Below are 19,510 nucleotides of genomic sequence, written 5' to 3'. Positions count from 1 at the left end.
CAATGTTAGAAGCTCGGCGGCTCTTCAGCAGAGCCAAAGTCGCTAGCGGGCCGGGGCTTAAGCTAAGCGCGCGGGGGATTTGATGAAAAAGGTCGAGGCGATCATTAAGCCGTTCAAGCTCGATGAAGTGAAGGAAGCGCTGCAGGCGGCGGGCCTCCAGGGGATTACGGTCACCGAGGCGAAGGGTTTTGGCCGTCAAAAAGGCCACACGGAGCTCTATCGTGGCGCCGAATATGTCGTTGATTTCCTACCGAAAGTTAAAATCGAGATCGTTCTTGCGGACGACGCCGTGGAGCGCGCCGTCGAGGCGATACGCACGGCGGCGCAAACCGGCCGAATCGGCGATGGCAAGATTTTTGTTTCCAACGTCGAAGGCGCGATCCGAATTCGCACCGGCGAGACCGGCGCGGACGCCATCTAGCACGAGCCCCCCATGAGCTTTCTCGCCAACATCTTCAGACGCTCCGCCGCGCCCAATACGAAAACAGCTAAACAGCAAGATCAGCAAAGAGAGGCATCGAACCACATGACAACGGCCAAGGACGTTCTTAAGCAGATCAAGGATAACGACGTTAAATACGTCGATTTCCGATTTACCGACCCGCGCGGCAAGTGGCAGCATGTGACGTTCGACGTTTCGATTGTCGATGAAGAAGCTTTGACCGAAGGCATCATGTTCGACGGCTCGTCGATCGCCGGCTGGAAAGCGATCAATGAATCGGACATGACGCTCCTTCCGGATCTGAATTCCATCGCCGTGGACCCGTTCTTCGCGGCGTCGACGCTCTCCGTCGTCTGCGACGTCGTCGAGCCCTCGACGGGCCAGCCCTACAACCGCGACCCGCGCGGCGTGGCCAAGAAGGCGATGGAGCATCTGAAATCGACTGGCGTCGGCGACACGGCTTTTTTCGGTCCCGAGGCCGAATTCTTCGTCTTTGACGACGTGCGCTTTTCAACCGAGCCCTACGATACGGGCTTCACGCTCGATTCGACCGAGCTGCCCTCCAATAGCGGCACGGCCTATGAAGGCGGCAATCTCGGCCACCGCGTGCGCACCAAAGGCGGCTACTTCCCGGTGCCGCCGGTCGACGCCGGACAGGACATGCGCAGCGAGATGCTCGCCGCCATGTCAGCCATGGGCGTCAAGGTCGAGAAGCACCATCACGAAGTCGCCTCCGCCCAGCACGAACTCGGTCTGAAGTTCGAGACGCTCGTCACGGTCGCCGACCACCTGCAGATCTATAAGTATGCGATCCATCAGGTGGCGCATTCCTACGGCAAGTCGGCGACCTTCATGCCGAAGCCGGTTTTTGGCGACAACGGTTCGGGCATGCACGTCCATCAGTCGATCTGGAAGGACGGCAAGCCGGTCTTCGCAGGCGACAAATACGCCGGCCTCTCTCAGGAGTGCCTGTGGTACATCGGCGGCATCATCAAGCATGCGAAGTCGCTGAACGCCTTCACCAACCCGTCGACCAACTCGTATAAGCGTCTGGTTCCGGGCTATGAGGCGCCGGTGCTGCTCGCTTATTCGTCACGTAACCGCTCGGCGTCGTGCCGCATCCCCTTCAGCTCCAGCCCGAAGGCGAAGCGCGTCGAGGTTCGTTTCCCAGATCCGACGGCGAATCCCTATCTGGCCTTCGCCGCCATGCTGATGGCGGGCCTCGACGGCATCGCCAACAAGATCGATCCGGGCGGACCGGCTGACAAGGATCTCTACGATCTCCCGCCGGAAGAGTTGAAGGCCATTCCGACGGTGTGCGGCAGCCTGCGCGAAGCGCTCGCGAATCTCAAAGCCGACCATGCCTATCTGACGGCCGGCGGCGTCTTCAACGAGGACTTCATCAACTCCTACATCGACCTCAAGATGCAGGACGTGATGCGCTTCGAAATGACGCCGCATCCGGTCGAATTCGACATGTATTACAGCTACTGACGAACAGACGCGGCCGCGCCTTCGCGCAGCGGCCGCATCACGTCAAACCGGAAGGCGACGCCTCGCCTTCCGGTTTTTTTTGCGCTTTTTCTTGAGCCGCACGCTGCGCGGCCGCGCCGTCGCACAGGCGTCATGCGCCTGTCATTTCGCCGAGCGAAATTGCGGCGAAAGAACGACTCACTGAAATCCGCCTAGAGGGCGATCCCCCAGCCATTCCACGTCGATCGCGCGCTTGCCGCGGCGAAGTGGCTTCGGCCGCAATGACTTGATGCAACGGAGAAAAAGCCATGAAACTGCGAGCCCTCTCCGCCGCCGTGGCCGCTTTGGTGGCTTTGACCGCCGGCGCTGTCGCGCTCGATCTGGAGCTCTCCCCCTACAAGATCGTCAACGGACTGTCGGGAAAATTGAGGTCGGTCGGCTCGGACACGATGCATCACGAAATGGAGCTCTGGGCCGAAGGGTTTCAGTCGATGTACCCGAATGTGTCGATCGAACTTGTCGGCAAGGGCTCGAATACGGCGCCGCCGGCGCTCCTCTCGGGAGAAGCGCAACTCGGTCCAATGTCGCGTCAAATGACGCCGGACGAAATCGCCGCCTTCCAAACGAAATTCGGCTATAAGCCAACGGCGGTTCTGGTCGCGATCGACGCCCTCGCGATTTATGTCCATAAGGACAATCCGCTCCAGTGCATCAGCATGGAGCAGATGGAGCGGGTTTTTGCGGCCGATCCGAAAAGCGGCGGCGGAAAGAGCATCCGCACCTGGGGCGAACTTGGTTTGACCGGCGAGTGGGCGGCGAAGCCAATCGCCATGTATAGCCGCAACACGCTTTCCGGCACTTACAAGTTCTTCAAACAGCATGTCTTGAGCGGCGCCGATTTCAAGGACGACATCAAGATGCAGGTCGGATCGGAGGCCGTCGTGAGCGCCGTCGGCGCCGACAAGTCTGCAATCGGCTATTCAGGCATAGGCTATAGGACGGACGCAGTGCGCGCCGTTCCCGTGACTGCCGGCAAGGCCTGTTACGACGCCTCCTTCGACAACACCTATTCGCGCAAATATCCGCTGGCGCGAGGCCTCTACGTCTATCTGCTGAAGGATCCCAAGAAGCCGATCGACACGCTGAGCGGCGAGTTCGTCACATATGTGCTTTCGAGAGATGGCCAGACCCAGGCAAAAAAAGGCGGCTATTATCCGATCACCCGCAACATTCGCGAGCACGAGCTGACGCGGCTCGGCCTACTCGCATCGGCGAGATGAATCGCGACGGGTGAGACTGGTCTCCGTTTGACCGCGCTCACTTCGCCGAGTTCGTCCTATCCGGTCGTGCGCTCAAGGCTCGAGCGTGACGAGCTTGCCTTCTTCGGTTTCGACATGGACATAGCGCGGTCCGAACGACCGATAGCGGCCGCTCGCGATCGTGACGAAGTCGCAGAGCGGCAGTTGCGCCGCTTCCTCGGCGGGACGGGAAATGTAGAGGTCGGCGTGATAGAGGCCCTCCGCCTCGAGGCCATGCGTGTCTTTTCCGAGGGCCGCGAGAGTCTGCAACGTGTGCTCGAATTCGTCGCCGTTGCGGAAGCGCCGCTGGATGAAGGTGGCGCCGTCCAAGTGCTCCGTGACGTAGCCAAAGTCGCTGAGCGCCTGCGCAACGCCATCGAAGGGAAACATGCGCAGCACGAAGGAGATCACCCATGGCCGACGATTCATCCGCGCCAGCAACTTGCGAAACGTCGCCTCGCCCAGGTAACCGATGCAGCCCGTCGAGAGGATGACGTCCGCGCGGGAGACGACGCGCGCAGCGTCCGGCGTCAAATCATTTTCTTCAAGGTCTGCGACCACGCCGTCCGCGATCAGACCAACGCTCTTGGCGTAACGGATCGCAGGCTCCGAGATATCAAGACCGATAAAGCTCGCAAGTCCGCGATCCGGCCACGCCGCGAAATAATTGGCGTCGAGCCGCAACAGATCTTCCGAGGATAATTCCACCAATTCGCGCCGGGCGTATCGGCGCCTCAGCGTATCGAAAGTGAGCGGAAACCGATGCACTGCGGCATTGATCCCGTAAGAGCAACCGACATCGAGGACGACTGGCTTATTTCCGCCGGAAGCCTTTGCCGCAAGCACCTGCCGGATGACGGGCTCAGCGACGTCGGGAATCATGTAATCCAAACCACCCAGGACAGAATAGTACGACCTTGGGTCATCCATTACATAGATTTCGTCGAAATTCGCCTTGGCTGTGTTGATCTCGCCATAGTCATCGATCACGATTCCAAGCCTCCCTATGTTGTCCATCCGAAGCGACAACGCTGCATCGCTGCGGCGTGCCACGCCGGCGCGTCGCGTTCATCATGAAAGATGAACGGCACCTTAACGTTTCAGCGCAAGGAATTCTATGATTTTCGACCCTTGCACCTTCAAATATCGGCGCAATCGATCGACGATCGACGCGGAACTTGATGTGAAAGGCGCAATCTTGACCCGGCGGAACCGACTGTCGAGCGATCATCCACCGGCTTTGGCCGCGCCATTTAAACCGGCGCTGAGACGCCTACATTGGGGCAAGTGGAGGAAGCCTATGTCGAACGCCATCACCGTCACAGTGCCGCATAATCTGGGCGTCGAAGCGGCGAAAGCCCGAGTTTCCGAGCAGCTGACCAAGATGCAGCGCGAGTATGTGGACAAGGTCGCGCATTCCGAGGTCACCTGGGCCGGCGACGTCGGGACAGTTCGCGTGACGGCGCTTGGTCAGACGGCGACGGCGCAGATCACGGTGCTGAAAGATTTGCTGCGCATCGACATTCAGCTGCCCTGGCTGCTCGCCGCGCTCTCCGGCAAGGTGCAGCAGGTCATCTCGCGCAACGCCGGCGACGCCTTGCGCATCGGCCAAGCGCCGAAAAACGACGCTAGCGCCGCGCGTAAAACACCGTGAAGCGGTGGCGCTTCCAGCCGATATCGGCATAGCGGAACCCGGCCTCTTCGAGCCAGGCGATCTGATCTGCGAAGGTCGCGCTGCGATCGAGTTCCGCGCGCTTTCTCGCCGCCGCGAAATCTTCGGCGGCGATTCCGGAACCTCGGACATCCGCTTCCCAACGGCGCTGATAGGCGTCCTCGATCTCGCGCGTCGCGCCGAGCGACTGGTCGGCGTTGAGAAAAATGCCGCCGGGTCGCAGCGCATCGTGAATCCGCCGGAAGAGGCGGCGCTTCGCCTCGTGATCGAGATGGTGGATGGAGAGCGCCGAGACGACGGCGTCGAGCGGCCCAGGGAGCGACGCGGTTGCATAATCCGCGAGCGACAGGCGCAGGCGCGCGCCGTAAATCGCGAGCCGTTCGCGCGCCGCATCGAGCATCTTCGGCGCGAGATCGACGCCTTCGACCTGCGCGCCGGGAAACCGCTTGAGAATCATTTCCGACAAGAGACCGGTGCCGACGCCAAGGTCGACGCATCGAAATTCTCCCTCGCCAACGACCTCTTCGAGAAGGTCGAGCGCGGTCCCGTAGAACGCGTCGAAATGCGGAATGAGTTGGCGTCGCAGCGCGTCATAGCCGGGAACGGCGTTTTCGAAAGCGGCGCGCAGCGCGTCGAAATTCGATTCGGTCATATGTGATTCCCGTGAAGACCGCCCGGGCGAGACGGTATTCACCGCCCTTCCGCTCGCCTTCCGAAGTCGGGCGCAGCCGTGTCCTGACCTTGCTCGACGATCGAGCGGCGGATGTCGCGGGTGCGCGAGAAAAATTCCAGCAGTCCTTCCCCGTCGCCCCGCCTGATCATCCGCTGCAGCACGCTGAGATCCTCATTGAAGCGTCCGAGCATCTGCAGGACGGCGTCCTTATTGGCGAGGAAGATGTCGCGCCACATGATGGGATCCGACGCGGCGATGCGCGTAAAATCGCGAAAGCCGGACGCAGAGAATTTGATGACTTCGGAACGCGTCTCGTCGCCGAAATCATCTGCCGTTCCGACGATATTATAGGCGATGAGATGCGGCAGATGGCTCGTGAGCGCGAGCACGGCGTCATGATGCGCGACGCTCATTGTCTCGACGTTGGCCCCCAAACGCATCCAGAATTTCGTCAGCTTTTCCACGGCTGCGGCGTCAGCGTTGTCGGGCGGCGTGAGAATGCACCAACGGTTTTGAAACAGCGTCGCGAATCCAGCGTCCGGCCCGGAGAACTCCGTGCCGGCGATCGGATGGGCGGGAATGAAGCGCGCCGGTTCGGCAAGATGCGGCGTCATTTGCGCGACGACGGCGCCTTTCACCGAGCCGACGTCGGAAAGAACCGCGCCCTTTTCCAGATGCGGCGCGATGGCTTTCGCGACGTCGCCGCAAGCGCCGACAGGCGTGCACACGATGACGAGATCGGCTCCCCTAACCGCCTCCGCTTGATCCTGGGTTGCGAGGTCCGCGAGGCAGAGTTCGCCAGCGCGGCTGACGACCTGAGGCGATGAATCCATCACCGCGATGCGCCGGACTGCGCCGAATTGGCGCGCCGCGCGCGCGATCGACGAGCCGATGAGCCCGACGCCGATCAGCGCCAGGCGTTCACACGCAGGATCAGCCATGAACGCCTGCTTGCGCGTCTTGCGGCGCCCGGGCGCTCTGCATGAATTCAGCAAGCGCTTCGACGACGCGTTCATTCGCCTCCTGCGCGCCGACCGTGAGCCGCAGGAATTCCCCCATGCCATAGGCGCCGATGGCGCGCAGCACCAGGCCGCGCGACATGAGGAAGCGGTCGGCGTCGACGGCCGTCAATCCCGGCGCGTCGGGAAAACGTATGGCGACGAAATTGGCGACGCTCGGCAGAACGTCGAGGCCGAGCGCGGAAATTTCTCGCGAGAGCCACGGCAGCCAGCGGTCATTATGCGCGATCGCCGCGTCGAGATGCGCGCGATCCGACAGCGCGGCGATCGCCGCTGCTGAACCCGCGCTCGAGACATTGAAAGGCGAGCGGATTCGGTTCAGCGCGTCGATCACATGCGCCGGTCCATAGGCCCAGCCAACGCGCAGGCCCGCAAGGCCGTAAATTTTCGAGAAGGTGCGGGTCATCACGACATTTTCATGCGCATCGACCAGCGCGACGCCCGGCTCGTAATCCTCGCGCAGGACATATTCGGCATAGGCGGAATCGAGCACGAGCAGCACATGCGCGGGCAACGAATGCGCCAGCCGCGAGACTTCGCTCGCCGACAAAAACGTTCCCGTCGGATTGTTCGGATTGGCGAGAAAAACGATCTTTGTTCGCTCGCTCACACAGGCAAGCAGCGCGTCGACTTCCGCTGTGTAGTTCCTCTCGGGCGCGACGACGGGCGTTCCGCCCGCGGCGAGCGTGACGATCTTGTACTCAAGGAACCCATGCTGGCTGTATACGCCCTCGTCGCCTGGCCCGATGTAGGCGAGCGCAAGCAGCTCCAGAAGATTGTCCGAGCCGGCGCCGGCGATGATCCGGTCTGGGTCTAGCGCGTAACGCGCGCCAATCGCCTCGCGCAGGGCGCGCGACGAGCCTTCGGGATACAGCGCGATCTCGCCGGACATGGCGCGTAGCGCTTCTATGGCGCGCGGAGAAGGCCCGAGCGGCGTCTCATTGGCCGACAATTTGAACACGCGCGCAGCGCCCGGCGCGGCGCTCCTGCCGGGCACATAAGCGTCGATCGCGAGAACGGTTGAACGGGGGGTGGGCTTCGTCATGATCAATCGCCTGGCGCGAAGACGCCGCTGCGCGCGTCGTTAAGCTGGAAGCGCATCGCATGGCTGCCGATCACGTCGACGCGCGCGCCCTCCACCCCCGCTTCGGCCAAGGCTTTGGCGAAGGACTGCGCGTCAGCGTCCCCCGCTGCCGCGACAAGCAGCGCGAGCCCTTCCGGATGGGGTGCGCTCGCGAGAATTTCGCCTTTGAGCGTCTGGAAAGCGGCGGGCAGCGCATGTGTCCAGCGCGCGAGGCCGACGGCATAAAGCGTCACGCCCTGCGCCATTGCGTCGGCCGGAAGCCGCGCAACGACGAACATCGGCAGACCCGCAGGATGATTGGGCCGTTCGACGAAAGGCAGGCGCGCGATGATCTTGGGGGCGCCTTCGCCAACGAGGCGCATCCACCAGGCGCCATCCGACAGGCCGCCCGTCGCGCGCAGTATCCCCAGATCGCCGGTCGACGCGGCGACCGCGTCGATCACCGCGCCAGCGCCGTGATGCGCGACATAGGGAACGGTGAAGCCGAAGTGGAAGCGCGCCGAATCGCGCATCTGCGCGTCGCCGCCGGAATCATCCGCATGCACCGAATAATTCGCCTGCACATAGGTGAAGGTCGAAACGATGACGCGCCATACGCCCTCGACGGCGTCGAGCGGCAGGAGCCCCTGGTGACGCTCGACCAGCGCACGCATCATCTGCGCCTCGCGATCGGGTCGAAAGGCGCAGCCGACGCCCTGCGCGCGCTTCACGGCGATCAGCCGGTCGATGATCTCGCCGCGCTGCATCAACAGCCGATGCATGTCGCGATCGATCCGGTCGATCTCATCGCGCAATTCGGCAAGCGTGTCCGCGGCGGGCATGAGCAAAGGCGCATTCTGCATGGCGCACTCTCTTAGGCCAGCGCGGGACGGGAGGCAACGAAGGGCGACGCGCCGTCGTCCCGGATATTGCTGAACGACGATTGTCGCCGACAGGCGGTGTGTTATGCTGTGTACATGCAATCACCAACTGCAAAGATCAAGCGCACAAAGCGCGAAACATCCGAGACCTTCACCGTGAGGGTCGGTCCAGAGATCAAGAAGCGGCTCGCCAGCCTCGCGGCGAGCACGGGCCGCAGCCGTTCCTTTCTCACAGCCGAGGCCATCGCCGAATATCTCGACGCCAACGAATGGCAAGTCGCCGGAATTCGCAAAGCCCTGGACTCTCTCGATCGCGGCGGCGGCGTTGAAGATGAAGACGTGCGTCATTGGATCGAGAGCTGGGAAACGCCTAACGAAACCCGCCGCCCGTGAAGATCATCTGGTCGCCCGAGGCGATCGACGATCTCGCCGCCCTACGCGCATATATTTCGCGGGACAATCCGTCGGCTGCGCGACGCATCGCCCTTCACCTTCTTGAAATGGTCGAGACGACTCTTGCTGAGAATCCGCATATCGGCCGCCCCGGCCGCGTGCCTGGAACGCGCGAATTCGTCATCGACAAGACGCCCTACATCGTTCCTTATCGCGTCAAGGACAACGCGCTTCAGATATTGCGCATCTATCATGGAGCGCGCCGCTGGCCGGAGTCGCTGTGAGATCAGCCCGCCTTCCAAAGGCGGTAGGTTATCGGCTGGAATTTCGGCTTGCGACCCATAGCAGTCGCCCCGCCGGGATGATGAATGGCTTGATTTGACCCAACCCAGCTCTGCTGAACGTCCGCTCACGAGACGGGCGCTTCACGTCGGTGAACTGAGACGGGAGCCAATTCGCCGTCGAGTTCACGGGCAAATCGCTGTGCGGGAGCGCCGACGGCGGCACAATGCCGCCGGCCTTCGATCACAGGTCGGTCTGCTCAGACAGGACGAACGCGTCGTCGACCTCGACACCAAGATATCGAACAGTACTCTCCAGCTTCGTGTGGCCGAGCAACAGCTGGCCGCATCCGCGCAACATTATGATCCTTAAAAGCAATAAAGATCGGCCTCGCTTCCATCAGAACTGGATCTCGACCAATGCGCCCCGATAGCGGACTGGGCGGGCGGCTGGACGGGGTGGAAAACCGACGTTTCCGATCCTGCTTTGGGCGTGGTAATAGCTAATTCGATTTTTTTAATGAGGACAATTTGATCATGACGCTGGGCTGTCCGCTCGGCGTCAGGTCTTCAATGACCAAGCCGCTCCCGTCGCCCTGAAAGTTTTTGAAAATGAATGCGCGGTGTCCTCCGAGGAAGGTTGGTTGTGGCTCTGTCGAAAGACGCAATTCGCGCATTACTTCGCCGCGAAAGGCGTTCACGTCCGGAACGCTGCTTGCGATTGCGCAGGTGGTAATGGTTCCCATCGGTCCCGACGTTTCGTCGACGAGAAACGAGAACGGTCCTGTTGTCAGTTTTCCATTCCAAGCCTTCCTACGAAGCGTCAGATTGCTCGGAAGGTTCAGAGGCGCGACATCTTGCGGCTGCATGCGCATCGCTGTGGCGCGCTCGGCAAGGCGGTCGAGATTGGGAGGTTCGAGATTGCACATGATCTCGAACGCATTGATCAGCGCCTGCTCGTGGTTTTTCGGAATAGGCAGGACATGAGTTTCTTCTGCCGAAGCACCGACGGCTGCGTTTGCAATGCTAAATAGAACGGAACAAAAAACGGAGATGTTGCGCATTTGGAAATCCTTGACATCGAACTGAGCCGCGCGCCGTGCTTTATCATCACGTACGGTTCGAAGCGAACCTATCGCATCTGCCGCCGACGAAGGCGGAGAACGATCGATAGTTTGCGCAGGGCTGCGACCGATAGCGGCCATTCCCGAGGGTCGCGCGCCAAGTTCTGGTAACTGGCCGCAGGTCTACGGCAGTTCCGGGCGCGAAGTGGCCATCCCGCCTGCCAGCCAAAAGTTTCCGTTTCCCGCCAAAGGCGGAATGCAAACGGAGACACCACCACAAGGCGGCCGTCTACCCCGCCCCTTCCAGCAACCGCGCCGCAGCGGCGCGCGCCTCCTCGGTGATCGCCGCGCCCGACAGCATGCGGGCGATCTCCTCGCGCCGCTCGCCCTCCGCCAGCACCGCGACGCTGGTCGCGACGCGCTTGTCCTTGCCGGTCTTCGCCGGCGCGCCCTTGCTGATGCGCAGATGCTGGCCGGCGCGCGCGGCGACCTGCGGCGCATGGGTGACGGCGAGCACCTGCGCGCGCGCGGCGAGACGCGCCAGCCGCTGACCGATGGCGTCGGCCACGGCGCCGCCGACGCCCGTGTCGATTTCGTCGAAAACGAGCGTCGGAGCCGAGCCGCGATCGGCGAGCACGACCTTCAGCGCCAGCATGAAACGCGCGAGTTCGCCGCCCGACGCCACCTTGGTCAGCGGACCGGGGCGCGATCCCGGATTGGTCTGCACCCAGAATTCGACGCGGTCGATTCCCTCCGGTCCGGCGGACTCCGGGTCGCTCGTCACCTGCGTCGAGAAATGCGCGCCCTCCAACCGCAGCGGCTTCAACTCGGCGTCGACCAGCGCATCGAGTGTCTTCGCCGCTGCGCGGCGCGCCGCGGACAGGGCCAAGGCCGCTTCGTCATAGGACTGCCTGGCGTCTGCAAGCGCGCGCCCCAGCGCGACCAGCCGCGCTTCGGAGGCGTCGAGCGCGGCGATGTCGTTGGCGAATTTTTCTTCAAGCTTCGCAAGGTCGGCGACGGCGACCTGATGCTTACGCGCGGCGCCGCGCAGGGCGAACAGCCGCTCCTCGACGCGCTCCAATTCCGTGGAATCGAATTTCGTCTCAGTGAGCGCGCGTTCAAGCGCCTCCTCGGCGAGACCCAAGGCATCGACAGCCTGCGTCAAGGCGCGCGCAGGCGCGTCCAGCAGTTGCGGCGCCTGCGTCAGACGCCGCTCCAATCGCCGCGCCGCCTGAGCGATTTCCCGCGCCGGCGATCCGTCATTCGAAAACGCCGAGAGCGCGTCGGAAATATCCGAAGCGACCTTCTCGGCGCGCTGCATGAAAAGCCGACGTTCGGCGAGCGTCTCTTCCTCGCCCTCTTGAGGCGCCAGCTCCGAAAGCTCGGCGTGCGCATGGCGCAGATAGTCGGCGTCGGCGCGCGCCTTGGCGATGCGCGCTTCTTCTTCCGCCAGCGCGCGGCGCGCCGCCTGCCAGGCGCCGTAGCGCGCGCGCACGTCATTCGCCTGCGCGATAAGGCCGCCATGCGCGTCGACGAGCGCGCGATGCGCATTCGGATCGACCAGCGCGCGTTCGTCGTGCTGACAGTGGATCTCGACAAGCTCGCGTCCGATGGCGCGCAGCGCCTGCGCGGTCGCCGGCTGATCGTTCACAAAGGCGCGGGTGCGCCCGTCCGCCGACTGCACGCGGCGCAACACCAGCTCGTCCTCGCTCGCGAGGCCGAATTCGCGCGCCGCGAGATGCGCGGGATGATTCGCGGGCGTATCGAAGGCCGCCGTCACCTGGCCCTGTTCGCAGCCGGCGCGCACGAGCGACGCGTCGCCCCGCCCCCCCAGCGCCAGCACGAAGGCGTCGAGCAGGATCGATTTTCCCGCGCCGGTCTCGCCCGTGAGCGTCGTCAGGCCCGGCGCGAATTCCAGGTCGAGCGCGTCGATCAGCACGATGTCGCGAATGGAAAGACGGACCAGCATGAGGCTTTGCTCAAATGCCCTGGGCGCGCACATGCGCCGGAAGCCGCGCGCCGGCGACGCGCGGACGGCCCTCGATTATAGTCGCCAGCGCCCTTTTCCAAACGGAGATTTTATGGCTGATCTCGGCATCGACGACATTCGCGCGCTGCTGAGCGCAAAACCGCGACCCGTCGGCTGGCCGGCGCGGCGCGCCCGCATCGAGGAAGTCGGCGCCGCTTGGCCGAGCGCGCCGGATATCTCATTGGAGCCGGCGTCGATCGACGGCATGGCCGCCGAATGGTCTTGCGCGCCAACGAGCGACCCGTCGCGCGCGCTGCTGTTCTTCCATGGCGGCGGCTATTGCTCCGGCTCGATCGTCAGCCACCGCCGCATGGCCACTGAAGCCGGACGCGCCGCGCGCGCCCGCGCGCTCGCCGTCGAATTCAGACTGGCGCCCGAGCATCCGTTTCCCGCCGCCTATGACGATGCGCTCGCGGCCTGGCGATTTCTTCGGGAGCAGGGGTTTGCCGCGCGCCAAATCGCGGTCGGCGGCGACAGCGCCGGCGGCGGCCTGACGCTTGCCTTGCTGATGCGGCTGCGCGACCTCAAGGAGGCGCTTCCTGCCTGCGCCTGGCTCGTTTCGCCTTGGACCGATCTCACCCTCTCCGGCGAAACGCTGGCGACGAAAGACGACGCCGACCCGCTGCTGCATAAGGCCTATCTCGAGGAACTCGCGCAGGCTTATGTCCCGGCAGGAGTCGATCGCCATGACCCGCGCGTCTCGCCGCTGTTTGGCGATCTGAGCGGGCTGCCGCCGCTCATGATTCAGGTGGGCTCGAACGAAACGCTGCTTGCCGATTCGACGCGACTGGCCGCGGCGGCCGGCGCCGCCGACGTCTCGATCACGCTGGAAATTTGGCCGCGCATGATCCACGCGTGGCACTTATGGAATGCAAGGCTTGAAGCCGGCCGGCGCGCGCTGGCGCATGCCGGCGCATTCATCCAGGCGCGATTATTGGAGGACGGCCAGATTCGCGTGGAGCGACTTTCCGATCTTCGAGAGCCATGAATCTGTGTATTCGTGCGGCTCGAGACCGTCCGATTGCAGCAGCGCGTGAGCGTCCTTGTACCACTGCGAATCCGGGTAATTATGCCCCAGGATGGCGGCGGCGGTCTGCGCTTCATTGGTGACGCCCATCGCGAGATAGGCTTCGGTGAGGCGATAGAGCGCCTCTTCGGTATGGCGCGTCATCTGATATTTGCCGAGAACGTCGTGGAAACGGTTGATCGCGGCGGGATAGTTCTTGCGAAGCAGATAGAAGCGACCGACGTTCATCTCCTTGGCGGCGAGTTGGTCTCGCGTCACCTGGATTTTGTATTTGGCGTCGTTCACATATTCCGACTTCGGGAATTTCTGTACAAGCTGCGTGAAAACCTCCAGCGCCTTCTCAGCCGACTGCTGATCGCGCATGACGTCCGGCACCTGACTATAGAAGGACATGCCCGCGATATAGTAGACATAGGGCGTATCGGCGGAATTCGGATAAAGGCCGATATAACGCATCGCCGACTGCACGGCGTCGTCATATTTGGGGTGCTCGTACTGCGCGAAGGTCGTCATCAGCAGGCCTTTGCGAGACCAGTCCGATGACGGATATTGCTTTTCCAATTCGCCGAATTTCTTCGCCGCGCCCTCGTAATCCTTGGCCTTCAGCCGCGCCAGACCGGCGTTATAGATATCCTCGGCCGGAATGTCGGGCGTGATCTCCGTCTGATATTTCGTCCCGCCGCTGCCGAAGAGACCGAAACCGCTGGTGATCGAGTCCATGAGGTCGGCGCGCGCCGGCGCCGCGCCGATCGACAAGGCCGACGCCAAAGCCAACACTTTGAATGAACGTGCGAAAACAGACATGTGTTGCCCCATTGCGGCGCGGCGCGACGCTCGTGCGTCCCGGCGCCCTCTAAGCTTAATCAGCCAAATGGCGTCGCAGGACGCCCCCTGCCCTGCCTCACGGCGCGCGTCGGGGCGCCAATCCCGCCTATGCGGTCGGCTGAAAGAAGAACCTTCATCTGGCGAGATTATGGCGATAGGCTTCCAGGGGAATCGGGTGAAGGATTGTTTTCCTCACCCTCATCCTGAGGAGCCGCCGCAGGCGGCGTCTCGAAGGACGAGGGTGAGGAAAAATACGCGAAAACGGGCTTCCTCGCCCTTCGAGACGCGTGCTGCGCACGCTCCTCAGGATGAGGAAGCCCTTCACCCGATCGCCCTGGATAGGCTTCGGCCTGTCGCACTCATGCCGTCATTATGCGCGTCGAGTTCGAGCGCCAGGGCGCCTGCGCGCGCCGCAGCTTCGAGCAGCGCGAGATTAAGACTATGCCCGCCGCGATAGGAGCGGAAGGCGCCGATGATCGGCGCCCCAGCCAGCGCCAGATCGCCGACGACGTCGAGCATCTTGTGACGCACGCATTCGTCGGCGAATCGCTCCCCGTGCGGATTGATCGCAGCGCGCGCGTCAAAGACCAGCGTATTGTCGAGATTGGCGCCAAGCGCCAGACCTTCACGCCAGAGCCGCTCCGCATCGCGCGTGAATCCGAAACTGCGAGCTCCGGCCAATTCGCGCCGGAACGTCTCGGGCGTCAGATCAAGCGCAAGGCGCTGGCGTCCGATTGGACAGGGGAAGGCGATTTCCACATCCAGATGAAGGCCGGATTCCGCCGGCCGCAGCTCCGCCCAGCCGGCCCCGTCGGATACGCGCGCCGGATTGACGACGCGCAGCGCGCGCCGCGGCGCGGATAAAGCGACGACGCCGGCTTCGTCGATCGCCGAGACGAAGTCGCGAGCCGAGCCGTCCATGGCTGGAACCTCGTCGCCGTCGAGCAAAACCAGCGCATTGTCGACGCGAAGCGCCGCAAGCGCGGCCATCATGTGCTCGACCGTGGACACGCTCGCGCCGTCGCCGGCGAGCCGTGTGCGCAACTTCGATGCGTCGACGCGCGACCAATGCGCTTCAATCTCGGCTCCGGCGACGCTGAAAACGATCCCGACGTCAGCGCCGGCCGGCGCGAGCGTCATGCTGGCGGGACGACCGCCGTGCACGCCCTGGCCGGTTAACGTGAAGCTTCGTGCGAGCGTCTGCTGGACCGCTGGCGCGGCCGCGCTTCCGGGAAGCGCGGCGCGGCGCGCGCGCAACGCATGTCGGCGTGAATCCGAACGAATGGCGCAACCCTCCCCTAAAGCCCGGACGAACGATAGCAAATCCGGGCGCCGACGCTCCAGTCACGCTTTCTTACGATTTGTTACAGGCCTGCAATTTGTTACAAGCTTGGCGGCCAAAATGAAAAGGCCCGCGCGAGGCGGGCCTTTTGCCGATTGTCGAGCGCCTCAGTGGTTGGCCTGGCGGCGCAGGAACGCCGGGATCTCCAGATGATCCTCCTCGGACGGGCGCGGCTGCAGGGCGCGACGACCGTGCGAATCGAGCGCGGCATGTCCGCCGGGAACAACCGGCGCCGGCGCGGCCGGTCGCTTGCCATATTCGGCGTGCGTCGCCGAAGGCTGGCCTGGGGGAGCCATGTGCGGGCGCGGAGTCGGCGCCGCAGGCGCGCCATGCATCGAATCTTCCTGACGGCTCGCCCCGAAGGAGGCGAGCCGCTCGAAAATCGATTTGCGACGAGGATCGCCAGCGCCCATCTGCTGACGCAGCTGTTCCTGGATGGGCTGTGGAAAATCCTCGATCTGAGGCATGCGCGGCGCACGCGGCTGCTCCGGGGCCGGCGGCACATAGGCGCCGGCCGGCGCTTCGTGGCGCTCGGCTTCGAACCTCGGCTCGCCATAGGCGAGACGCGGCGGCGCCGGCTCGAGGTAGACGCCATGCGCCGGCGCCTGCTCAGAATAATAGCCAGCTGCGGCCTGCGGCTCTTCGCGAGGACGCAGGGCCGGCGCGGCGTCGACAGCCGGCACCTGCTGCGCGCGCGCCTGCTGCAATTGGGCGCGCAGGCGCTCGGCGGCCTCGGCGAGACGCGATTCGCTCGTCGGATCGTCGGCCGTGATCGCGGTCAGGTCGATGCCCGTCGCGACGACGGAGACGCGCACCACGCCTTCAAGCGACGAATCGAATGTCGCGCCCAGAATGATGTTGGCGTCCTCGTCGACCTCCTGGCGAATACGACTCGCCGCCTCGTCGACTTCATAGAGGGTCAGATCGTGGCCGCCGGTGATCGAGATCAGCAGGCCGCGCGCCCCCTTCATCGACACTTCGTCGAGCAACGGATTCGCAATCGCGGCTTCCGCGGCAAGATTGGCGCGATTTTCGCCCGTGGCTTCGCCGGTGCCCATCATCGCCTTGCCCATGCCGCGCATGATCGAGCGGACGTCAGCAAAGTCGAGGTTGATGAGGCCTTCCTTAACCATCAAATCCGTGACCGAGGCGACTCCCGAATAGAGTACCTGATCAGCCATGGCGAAGGCGTCGGCGAAAGTCGTCTTCTCCGTGGCGATGCGGAAGAGATTCTGATTCGGGATGACGATCAGCGTATCGACGCATTTTTGCAGTTCGGAGATGCCTGATTCGGCGATGCGCAGGCGACGCTGACCTTCGAAATGGAACGGCTTGGTGACGACGCCGACGGTGAGAATGCCCATTTCGCGCGCGATCTGCGCGATCACCGGCGCGGCGCCCGTGCCGGTGCCGCCGCCCATCCCGGCGGTGACGAAGCACATATGCGCGCCCGAGAGATGCTCGCGAATTTCTTCGCGCGCTTCTTCCGCGGCGGCGCGGCCGACTTCTGGCTGAGCGCCGGCGCCCAGTCCTTCCGTCACCTGCAGGCCCATTTGAATGATTCGCTCGGCCTGCGACGACGCGAGCGCCTGCGCGTCTGTATTGGCGACAAGGAAATCGACGCCCGACAGACCAGAGGTGATCATATTGTTGACGGCGTTGCAGCCGCCGCCGCCGATGCCGCAAACCATGATGCGGGGCTTCAATTCCCTGAGTTCGGGAGCTTTAAGGTTGATCGTCATCTGCCAGGCCTCTCACCAATGCGTTCACAACTCGGCGCCCGTTGTCCTTCGCCCTGGACGCCCGGTCGCCGAACGCGTCGTCCTTGGCAATCATGCTCGGCGCGTTGAATGGCGCGCCGGGTCGAAAGAATCACTTTCACGCGATACTAGAAGCTTTCTCTTAACCATCTCCCTACGCGCGAGATGTATCCGTCAGTTCCCGTCGCCGCGCGCTCGACCCGGCGCGGCTCGAAATATTCATGCGCGGCGACTTGCGGATAAACGAGCAGGCCGGCCGCGGCCGCGAAGGCGGGGCTCTTCGAGGAATCCGGCAAGCCTTCGATGCCGATCGGCCGTCCGACCCGAACCTGGCCGCCGAGAATGCGGCGCGCCGCCTCGGCGACGCCCGTGAGCTGGCTCGCGCCGCCCGTCAGCACGATGCGGCGGCCTGGACCGCTCGGATGGCCCGCCTTCGCCAAGCGGTCGCGCAGGAACTCCAGCGTTTCCTCGATTCGCGGGCGGATGATGCGCACGAGATGCGATTTAGGCGCGTGCGCCTTGTGATGGCTCTCGCCGACGTGATCGAAGGAAATGGTTTCGCGCTCGTCGGAGGTCGAAGCGATCGCCGAGCCGTGAAAGGTCTTCAGCCGCTCCGCGTCGGAGAGCCGCGCGTCGAGTCCGCGCGCGATGTCCATCGTGACGTGGGCGCCGCCAAGCGTGACGGCGTCAAGGTGAATCATCTCGCCCCGTGCGAAGACGGCCACGGACGTTGATCCAGCCCCCATGTCGACGACCACGACGCCCATCTCGGCCTCGTCGGGTTCGAGCGTGGAGAGCCCGGCGACGTAAGGCGCGGCTGCCAAGGCTTCAACGCTGAGATGGCTGCGCTCGACGGCGAAGAGAAGATTGCGGGCGGCGGCCTGATCGCAGGTCGCGACGTGGAGATCGACCGCGAGCTCTTCGCCGATCATGTCCTTGGGCTCTCGGATGCCGGACACGCCGTCGAGCGAAAAGCCTGTTGGCAGCGAGTGCACGGCGATGCGGCCGCGATGGAGATGATGTGCGGCCGAAGCTTCGAGAACCCGATGAATATCGTGTTCGGCGACTTCGCGGCCGCCAATGACGCGTTTCGCCTGAAAATGCTGCGAGGACAGTCGGCCGCCCGACGCCGTGACAATGACGCGCTCCACCTGCATGCCGGCCATGCGCTCGGCGGCGTCCACGGTTTGCCGGATCGCGGCGTCGGCGGCGTCCATATCGACCACGAGGCCGTTCTTCACGCCCAGAGAGCGCTGATGGCCAATGCCAACGACGCGAACGCGATGCGTGCGCCAATCGCCGGGCGCGACCGCGCCAAGCGGCGTGAGCCGCGCGATCAGGCAGGCGATCTTCGACGTGCCGACGTCAAGCGCCGCGAACGTCGCCGAGCGACGTGGCGAGAGCGGCTTCATGCGCGGTGGGACACCAGGGGAATTCATGCAGCTAACCACCACTCTTGGTCGACTTGCGCGGCGCAAGTTGCGCTTCGCGCGCCGCCGCGGCCTCTTCCGTCAGCCTTACGCTGACGCGGTCGGGAATGCGCAAGTCGATGAACATGACGTCCTTGTCGAGGATCCGCGCCTCTCGCTGCAGCCGCGCAAGCGTCTCCAGCGCGCCGGATGGATCAACCTCCGGCAGTTTCACCGTGACGCCGTTCGTCATCTCGAAGTTCCAGCGGCGTCCGGCGACGAGCACGCCGGCCTTGATCCGATGCGCAAGGTCGCCGGCCTTCGTCATCAGCATGAGAAATTCGAGCAGCCGCTTCTGCGCGCCCTCGCCGACGACGAACGGCAGACCGAGATAGCGCTGGTCGCGCAACTCATCGATCGGCACGCCGTCTTCGGAAATGACGGCGACGCGTCCGTCGCGCTGCCACAAGGCGCTTGGCTGCCGCTCTTCGATCGCGATGACCAGGCGATCGGGGTAGAGCTTCATCACCCGCGCGGATTTGACGAGGGGGACCTGCATCAGCCGGTCGCGCACCGCCGTCGCATCGAGAAAGGGCAAGGAGTTTCGCGGCCCGACGCCTGCAGCGTCGAGGAGTTCGCGTTCGGTCAAGCGCGATTGACCGGTGATGGTGACGGCGGAAATCGGAAACCCGGCGACGCGCCCCGCTATGTCGTAGAGCTCGCCCTCGCTTGCGACGAGAGCGGCGTAGCCGCCGTTCTCGATGAATCCTGCCACGCCGATCGCGGCGAAGAGCGCAAGCGTCGCCAGAGCGCCGACGCCGGGACGGCCCAACAAGGCGAGGCGCGAAAGGAGACGTTC

19 protein-coding genes and 1 pseudogene are annotated in these 19,510 nt (G+C 63.8%); 7 read left to right on the top strand and 13 right to left on the bottom strand.

Annotation, left to right across the window (positions count from 1 at the left end):
- Positions 1–82: 82 nt before the first annotated feature.
- The 3 genes from ACR65W_RS12820 (at position 83) to ACR65W_RS12810 (ending at position 3,195) form a co-directional block, all read left to right on the top strand.
- On the top strand, positions 83–421 hold the full coding sequence (locus ACR65W_RS12820) for a P-II family nitrogen regulator (RefSeq protein ID WP_014890136.1): 339 nt from the start codon (positions 83–85) through the stop codon (positions 419–421).
- Positions 422–526: 105 nt separating this feature from the next.
- Complete coding sequence (glnA, locus tag ACR65W_RS12815) at positions 527–1,936, top strand: type I glutamate--ammonia ligase (protein WP_175092761.1); 1,410 nt, start codon at positions 527–529, stop codon at positions 1,934–1,936.
- Between the two features lie 287 nt (positions 1,937–2,223).
- Entirely contained in the window at positions 2,224–3,195 is a 972-nt protein-coding gene (locus tag ACR65W_RS12810; RefSeq protein WP_434501432.1) for a PstS family phosphate ABC transporter substrate-binding protein, read from the top strand.
- A 72-nt stretch (positions 3,196–3,267) separates the two neighbouring features.
- On the opposite strand, the gene ACR65W_RS12805 is transcribed toward ACR65W_RS12810, so the two are convergent.
- Positions 3,268–4,230 carry a class I SAM-dependent methyltransferase gene (locus ACR65W_RS12805; protein WP_434501475.1) on the bottom strand — a complete coding sequence of 321 codons (963 nt, stop codon included), beginning with the start codon at positions 4,228–4,230 and terminating at the stop codon, positions 3,268–3,270.
- Between the two features lie 283 nt (positions 4,231–4,513).
- On the opposite strand from ACR65W_RS12805, the gene ACR65W_RS12800 reads away from it, so the two are divergent.
- Positions 4,514–4,867, top strand: a complete 354-nt coding sequence (locus tag ACR65W_RS12800; protein WP_434501431.1) for a polyhydroxyalkanoic acid system family protein — start codon at positions 4,514–4,516, stop codon at positions 4,865–4,867.
- On the opposite strand, the gene ACR65W_RS12795 is transcribed toward ACR65W_RS12800, so the two are convergent.
- Genes ACR65W_RS12795 through ACR65W_RS12780 form a run of 4 tightly spaced genes read right to left on the bottom strand, consistent with a single transcriptional unit; the run spans position 4,842 to position 8,503 of the window.
- On the bottom strand, positions 4,842–5,537 hold the full coding sequence (locus tag ACR65W_RS12795; protein WP_434501430.1) for a class I SAM-dependent methyltransferase: 696 nt from the start codon (positions 5,535–5,537) through the stop codon (positions 4,842–4,844). The two genes, ACR65W_RS12800 and ACR65W_RS12795, sit on opposite strands and share 26 nt — an antisense overlap.
- Before the next feature lie 38 nt (positions 5,538–5,575).
- A complete protein-coding gene (locus ACR65W_RS12790; protein ID WP_434501429.1) occupies positions 5,576–6,499 on the bottom strand; it encodes a prephenate/arogenate dehydrogenase family protein in 924 nt (307 codons plus the stop codon).
- Positions 6,492–7,622 carry a histidinol-phosphate transaminase gene (gene hisC, locus ACR65W_RS12785; protein ID WP_434501428.1) on the bottom strand — a complete coding sequence of 377 codons (1,131 nt, stop codon included), beginning with the start codon at positions 7,620–7,622 and terminating at the stop codon, positions 6,492–6,494. The genes ACR65W_RS12790 and hisC overlap by 8 nt, the downstream gene beginning before the upstream one ends.
- A 2-nt stretch (positions 7,623–7,624) precedes the next feature.
- On the bottom strand, positions 7,625–8,503 hold the full coding sequence (locus ACR65W_RS12780) for a chorismate mutase (protein ID WP_434501427.1): 879 nt from the start codon (positions 8,501–8,503) through the stop codon (positions 7,625–7,627).
- A 114-nt stretch (positions 8,504–8,617) separates the two neighbouring features.
- Between ACR65W_RS12780 and ACR65W_RS12775 the strand changes: the two genes are divergently transcribed.
- Both ACR65W_RS12775 and ACR65W_RS12770 read left to right on the top strand, forming a co-directional pair.
- A complete protein-coding gene (locus ACR65W_RS12775) occupies positions 8,618–8,914 on the top strand; it encodes a CopG family ribbon-helix-helix protein (RefSeq protein WP_434501426.1) in 297 nt (98 codons plus the stop codon).
- Positions 8,911–9,198: a type II toxin-antitoxin system RelE/ParE family toxin gene (locus tag ACR65W_RS12770; RefSeq protein ID WP_434501425.1), complete on the top strand. Its 288-nt coding sequence runs from the start codon at positions 8,911–8,913 to the stop codon at positions 9,196–9,198. The genes ACR65W_RS12775 and ACR65W_RS12770 overlap by 4 nt, the downstream gene beginning before the upstream one ends.
- 241 nt (positions 9,199–9,439) lie before the next feature.
- On the opposite strand, the pseudogene ACR65W_RS12765 reads toward ACR65W_RS12770, so the two are convergent.
- From ACR65W_RS12765 to recN, 3 genes and pseudogenes are all read right to left on the bottom strand, one after another.
- Positions 9,440–9,550, bottom strand: a pseudogene (locus ACR65W_RS12765) (integrase); the annotation flags it as partial.
- A 148-nt stretch (positions 9,551–9,698) separates the two neighbouring features.
- Entirely contained in the window at positions 9,699–10,259 is a 561-nt protein-coding gene (locus ACR65W_RS12760) for a hypothetical protein (protein WP_434501424.1), read from the bottom strand.
- A gap of 289 nt (positions 10,260–10,548) precedes the next feature.
- On the bottom strand, positions 10,549–12,228 hold the full coding sequence (recN, locus tag ACR65W_RS12755; protein WP_434501423.1) for a DNA repair protein RecN: 1,680 nt from the start codon (positions 12,226–12,228) through the stop codon (positions 10,549–10,551).
- 112 nt (positions 12,229–12,340) lie between these two features.
- On the opposite strand from recN, the gene ACR65W_RS12750 reads away from it, so the two are divergent.
- Positions 12,341–13,276 (top strand): alpha/beta hydrolase, encoded by a 936-nt coding sequence (locus ACR65W_RS12750; protein WP_434501422.1) that lies wholly within the window; start codon positions 12,341–12,343, stop codon positions 13,274–13,276.
- Here the strand turns inward: ACR65W_RS12750 and ACR65W_RS12745 are convergent.
- From ACR65W_RS12745 to ACR65W_RS12725, 5 genes are all read right to left on the bottom strand, one after another.
- The gene (locus ACR65W_RS12745; RefSeq protein WP_434502721.1) at positions 13,220–14,119 is read right to left on the bottom strand and encodes an outer membrane protein assembly factor BamD; all 900 of its coding nucleotides are present in this window, start codon (positions 14,117–14,119) and stop codon (positions 13,220–13,222) included. The genes ACR65W_RS12750 and ACR65W_RS12745 overlap by 57 nt on opposite strands.
- A gap of 342 nt (positions 14,120–14,461) precedes the next feature.
- Entirely contained in the window at positions 14,462–15,397 is a 936-nt protein-coding gene (gene lpxC, locus ACR65W_RS12740; protein WP_434502719.1) for a UDP-3-O-acyl-N-acetylglucosamine deacetylase, read from the bottom strand.
- A gap of 192 nt (positions 15,398–15,589) precedes the next feature.
- Positions 15,590–17,224 (bottom strand): cell division protein FtsZ, encoded by a 1,635-nt coding sequence (gene ftsZ, locus ACR65W_RS12735; RefSeq protein ID WP_434501480.1) that lies wholly within the window; start codon positions 17,222–17,224, stop codon positions 15,590–15,592.
- 146 nt (positions 17,225–17,370) lie between these two features.
- Positions 17,371–18,681, bottom strand: a complete 1,311-nt coding sequence (gene ftsA / locus ACR65W_RS12730; RefSeq protein WP_434501481.1) for a cell division protein FtsA — start codon at positions 18,679–18,681, stop codon at positions 17,371–17,373.
- A 4-nt stretch (positions 18,682–18,685) separates the two neighbouring features.
- On the bottom strand, positions 18,686–19,486 hold the full coding sequence (locus tag ACR65W_RS12725; protein ID WP_434501482.1) for a cell division protein FtsQ/DivIB: 801 nt from the start codon (positions 19,484–19,486) through the stop codon (positions 18,686–18,688).
- Between the last annotated feature and the right edge of the window lie 24 nt (positions 19,487–19,510).

The sequence above is a fragment of the Methylocystis sp. genome (assembly GCF_051062815.1).
GTDB lineage: Bacteria > Pseudomonadota > Alphaproteobacteria > Rhizobiales > Beijerinckiaceae > Methylocystis.
Note: the sequence above shows the minus strand (reverse complement) of the source record. Positions and strands in the feature narration are given on the sequence as shown.

Excerpts from the sequence above, each read along its gene's own strand:
- ACR65W_RS12820 (WP_014890136.1), top strand. The coding sequence starts at position 83 with ATGAAAAAGGTCGAGGCGATCATTAAGCCGTTCAAGCTCGATGAAGTG.
- glnA (WP_175092761.1), top strand. The coding sequence starts at position 527 with ATGACAACGGCCAAGGACGTTCTTAAGCAGATCAAGGATAACGACGTT.
- ACR65W_RS12810 (WP_434501432.1), top strand. The coding sequence starts at position 2,224 with ATGAAACTGCGAGCCCTCTCCGCCGCCGTGGCCGCTTTGGTGGCTTTG.
- ACR65W_RS12805 (WP_434501475.1), bottom strand. The coding sequence starts at position 4,230 with ATGGACAACATAGGGAGGCTTGGAATCGTGATCGATGACTATGGCGAG.
- ACR65W_RS12800 (WP_434501431.1), top strand. The coding sequence starts at position 4,514 with ATGTCGAACGCCATCACCGTCACAGTGCCGCATAATCTGGGCGTCGAA.
- ACR65W_RS12795 (WP_434501430.1), bottom strand. The coding sequence starts at position 5,537 with ATGACCGAATCGAATTTCGACGCGCTGCGCGCCGCTTTCGAAAACGCC.
- ACR65W_RS12790 (WP_434501429.1), bottom strand. The coding sequence starts at position 6,499 with ATGGCTGATCCTGCGTGTGAACGCCTGGCGCTGATCGGCGTCGGGCTC.
- hisC (WP_434501428.1), bottom strand. The coding sequence starts at position 7,622 with ATGACGAAGCCCACCCCCCGTTCAACCGTTCTCGCGATCGACGCTTAT.
- ACR65W_RS12780 (WP_434501427.1), bottom strand. The coding sequence starts at position 8,503 with ATGCAGAATGCGCCTTTGCTCATGCCCGCCGCGGACACGCTTGCCGAA.
- ACR65W_RS12775 (WP_434501426.1), top strand. The coding sequence starts at position 8,618 with ATGCAATCACCAACTGCAAAGATCAAGCGCACAAAGCGCGAAACATCC.
- ACR65W_RS12760 (WP_434501424.1), bottom strand. The coding sequence starts at position 10,259 with ATGCGCAACATCTCCGTTTTTTGTTCCGTTCTATTTAGCATTGCAAAC.
- recN (WP_434501423.1), bottom strand. The coding sequence starts at position 12,228 with ATGCTGGTCCGTCTTTCCATTCGCGACATCGTGCTGATCGACGCGCTC.
- ACR65W_RS12750 (WP_434501422.1), top strand. The coding sequence starts at position 12,341 with ATGGCTGATCTCGGCATCGACGACATTCGCGCGCTGCTGAGCGCAAAA.
- ACR65W_RS12745 (WP_434502721.1), bottom strand. The coding sequence starts at position 14,119 with ATGTCTGTTTTCGCACGTTCATTCAAAGTGTTGGCTTTGGCGTCGGCC.
- ftsZ (WP_434501480.1), bottom strand. The coding sequence starts at position 17,224 with ATGACGATCAACCTTAAAGCTCCCGAACTCAGGGAATTGAAGCCCCGC.
- ftsA (WP_434501481.1), bottom strand. The coding sequence starts at position 18,681 with ATGAATTCCCCTGGTGTCCCACCGCGCATGAAGCCGCTCTCGCCACGT.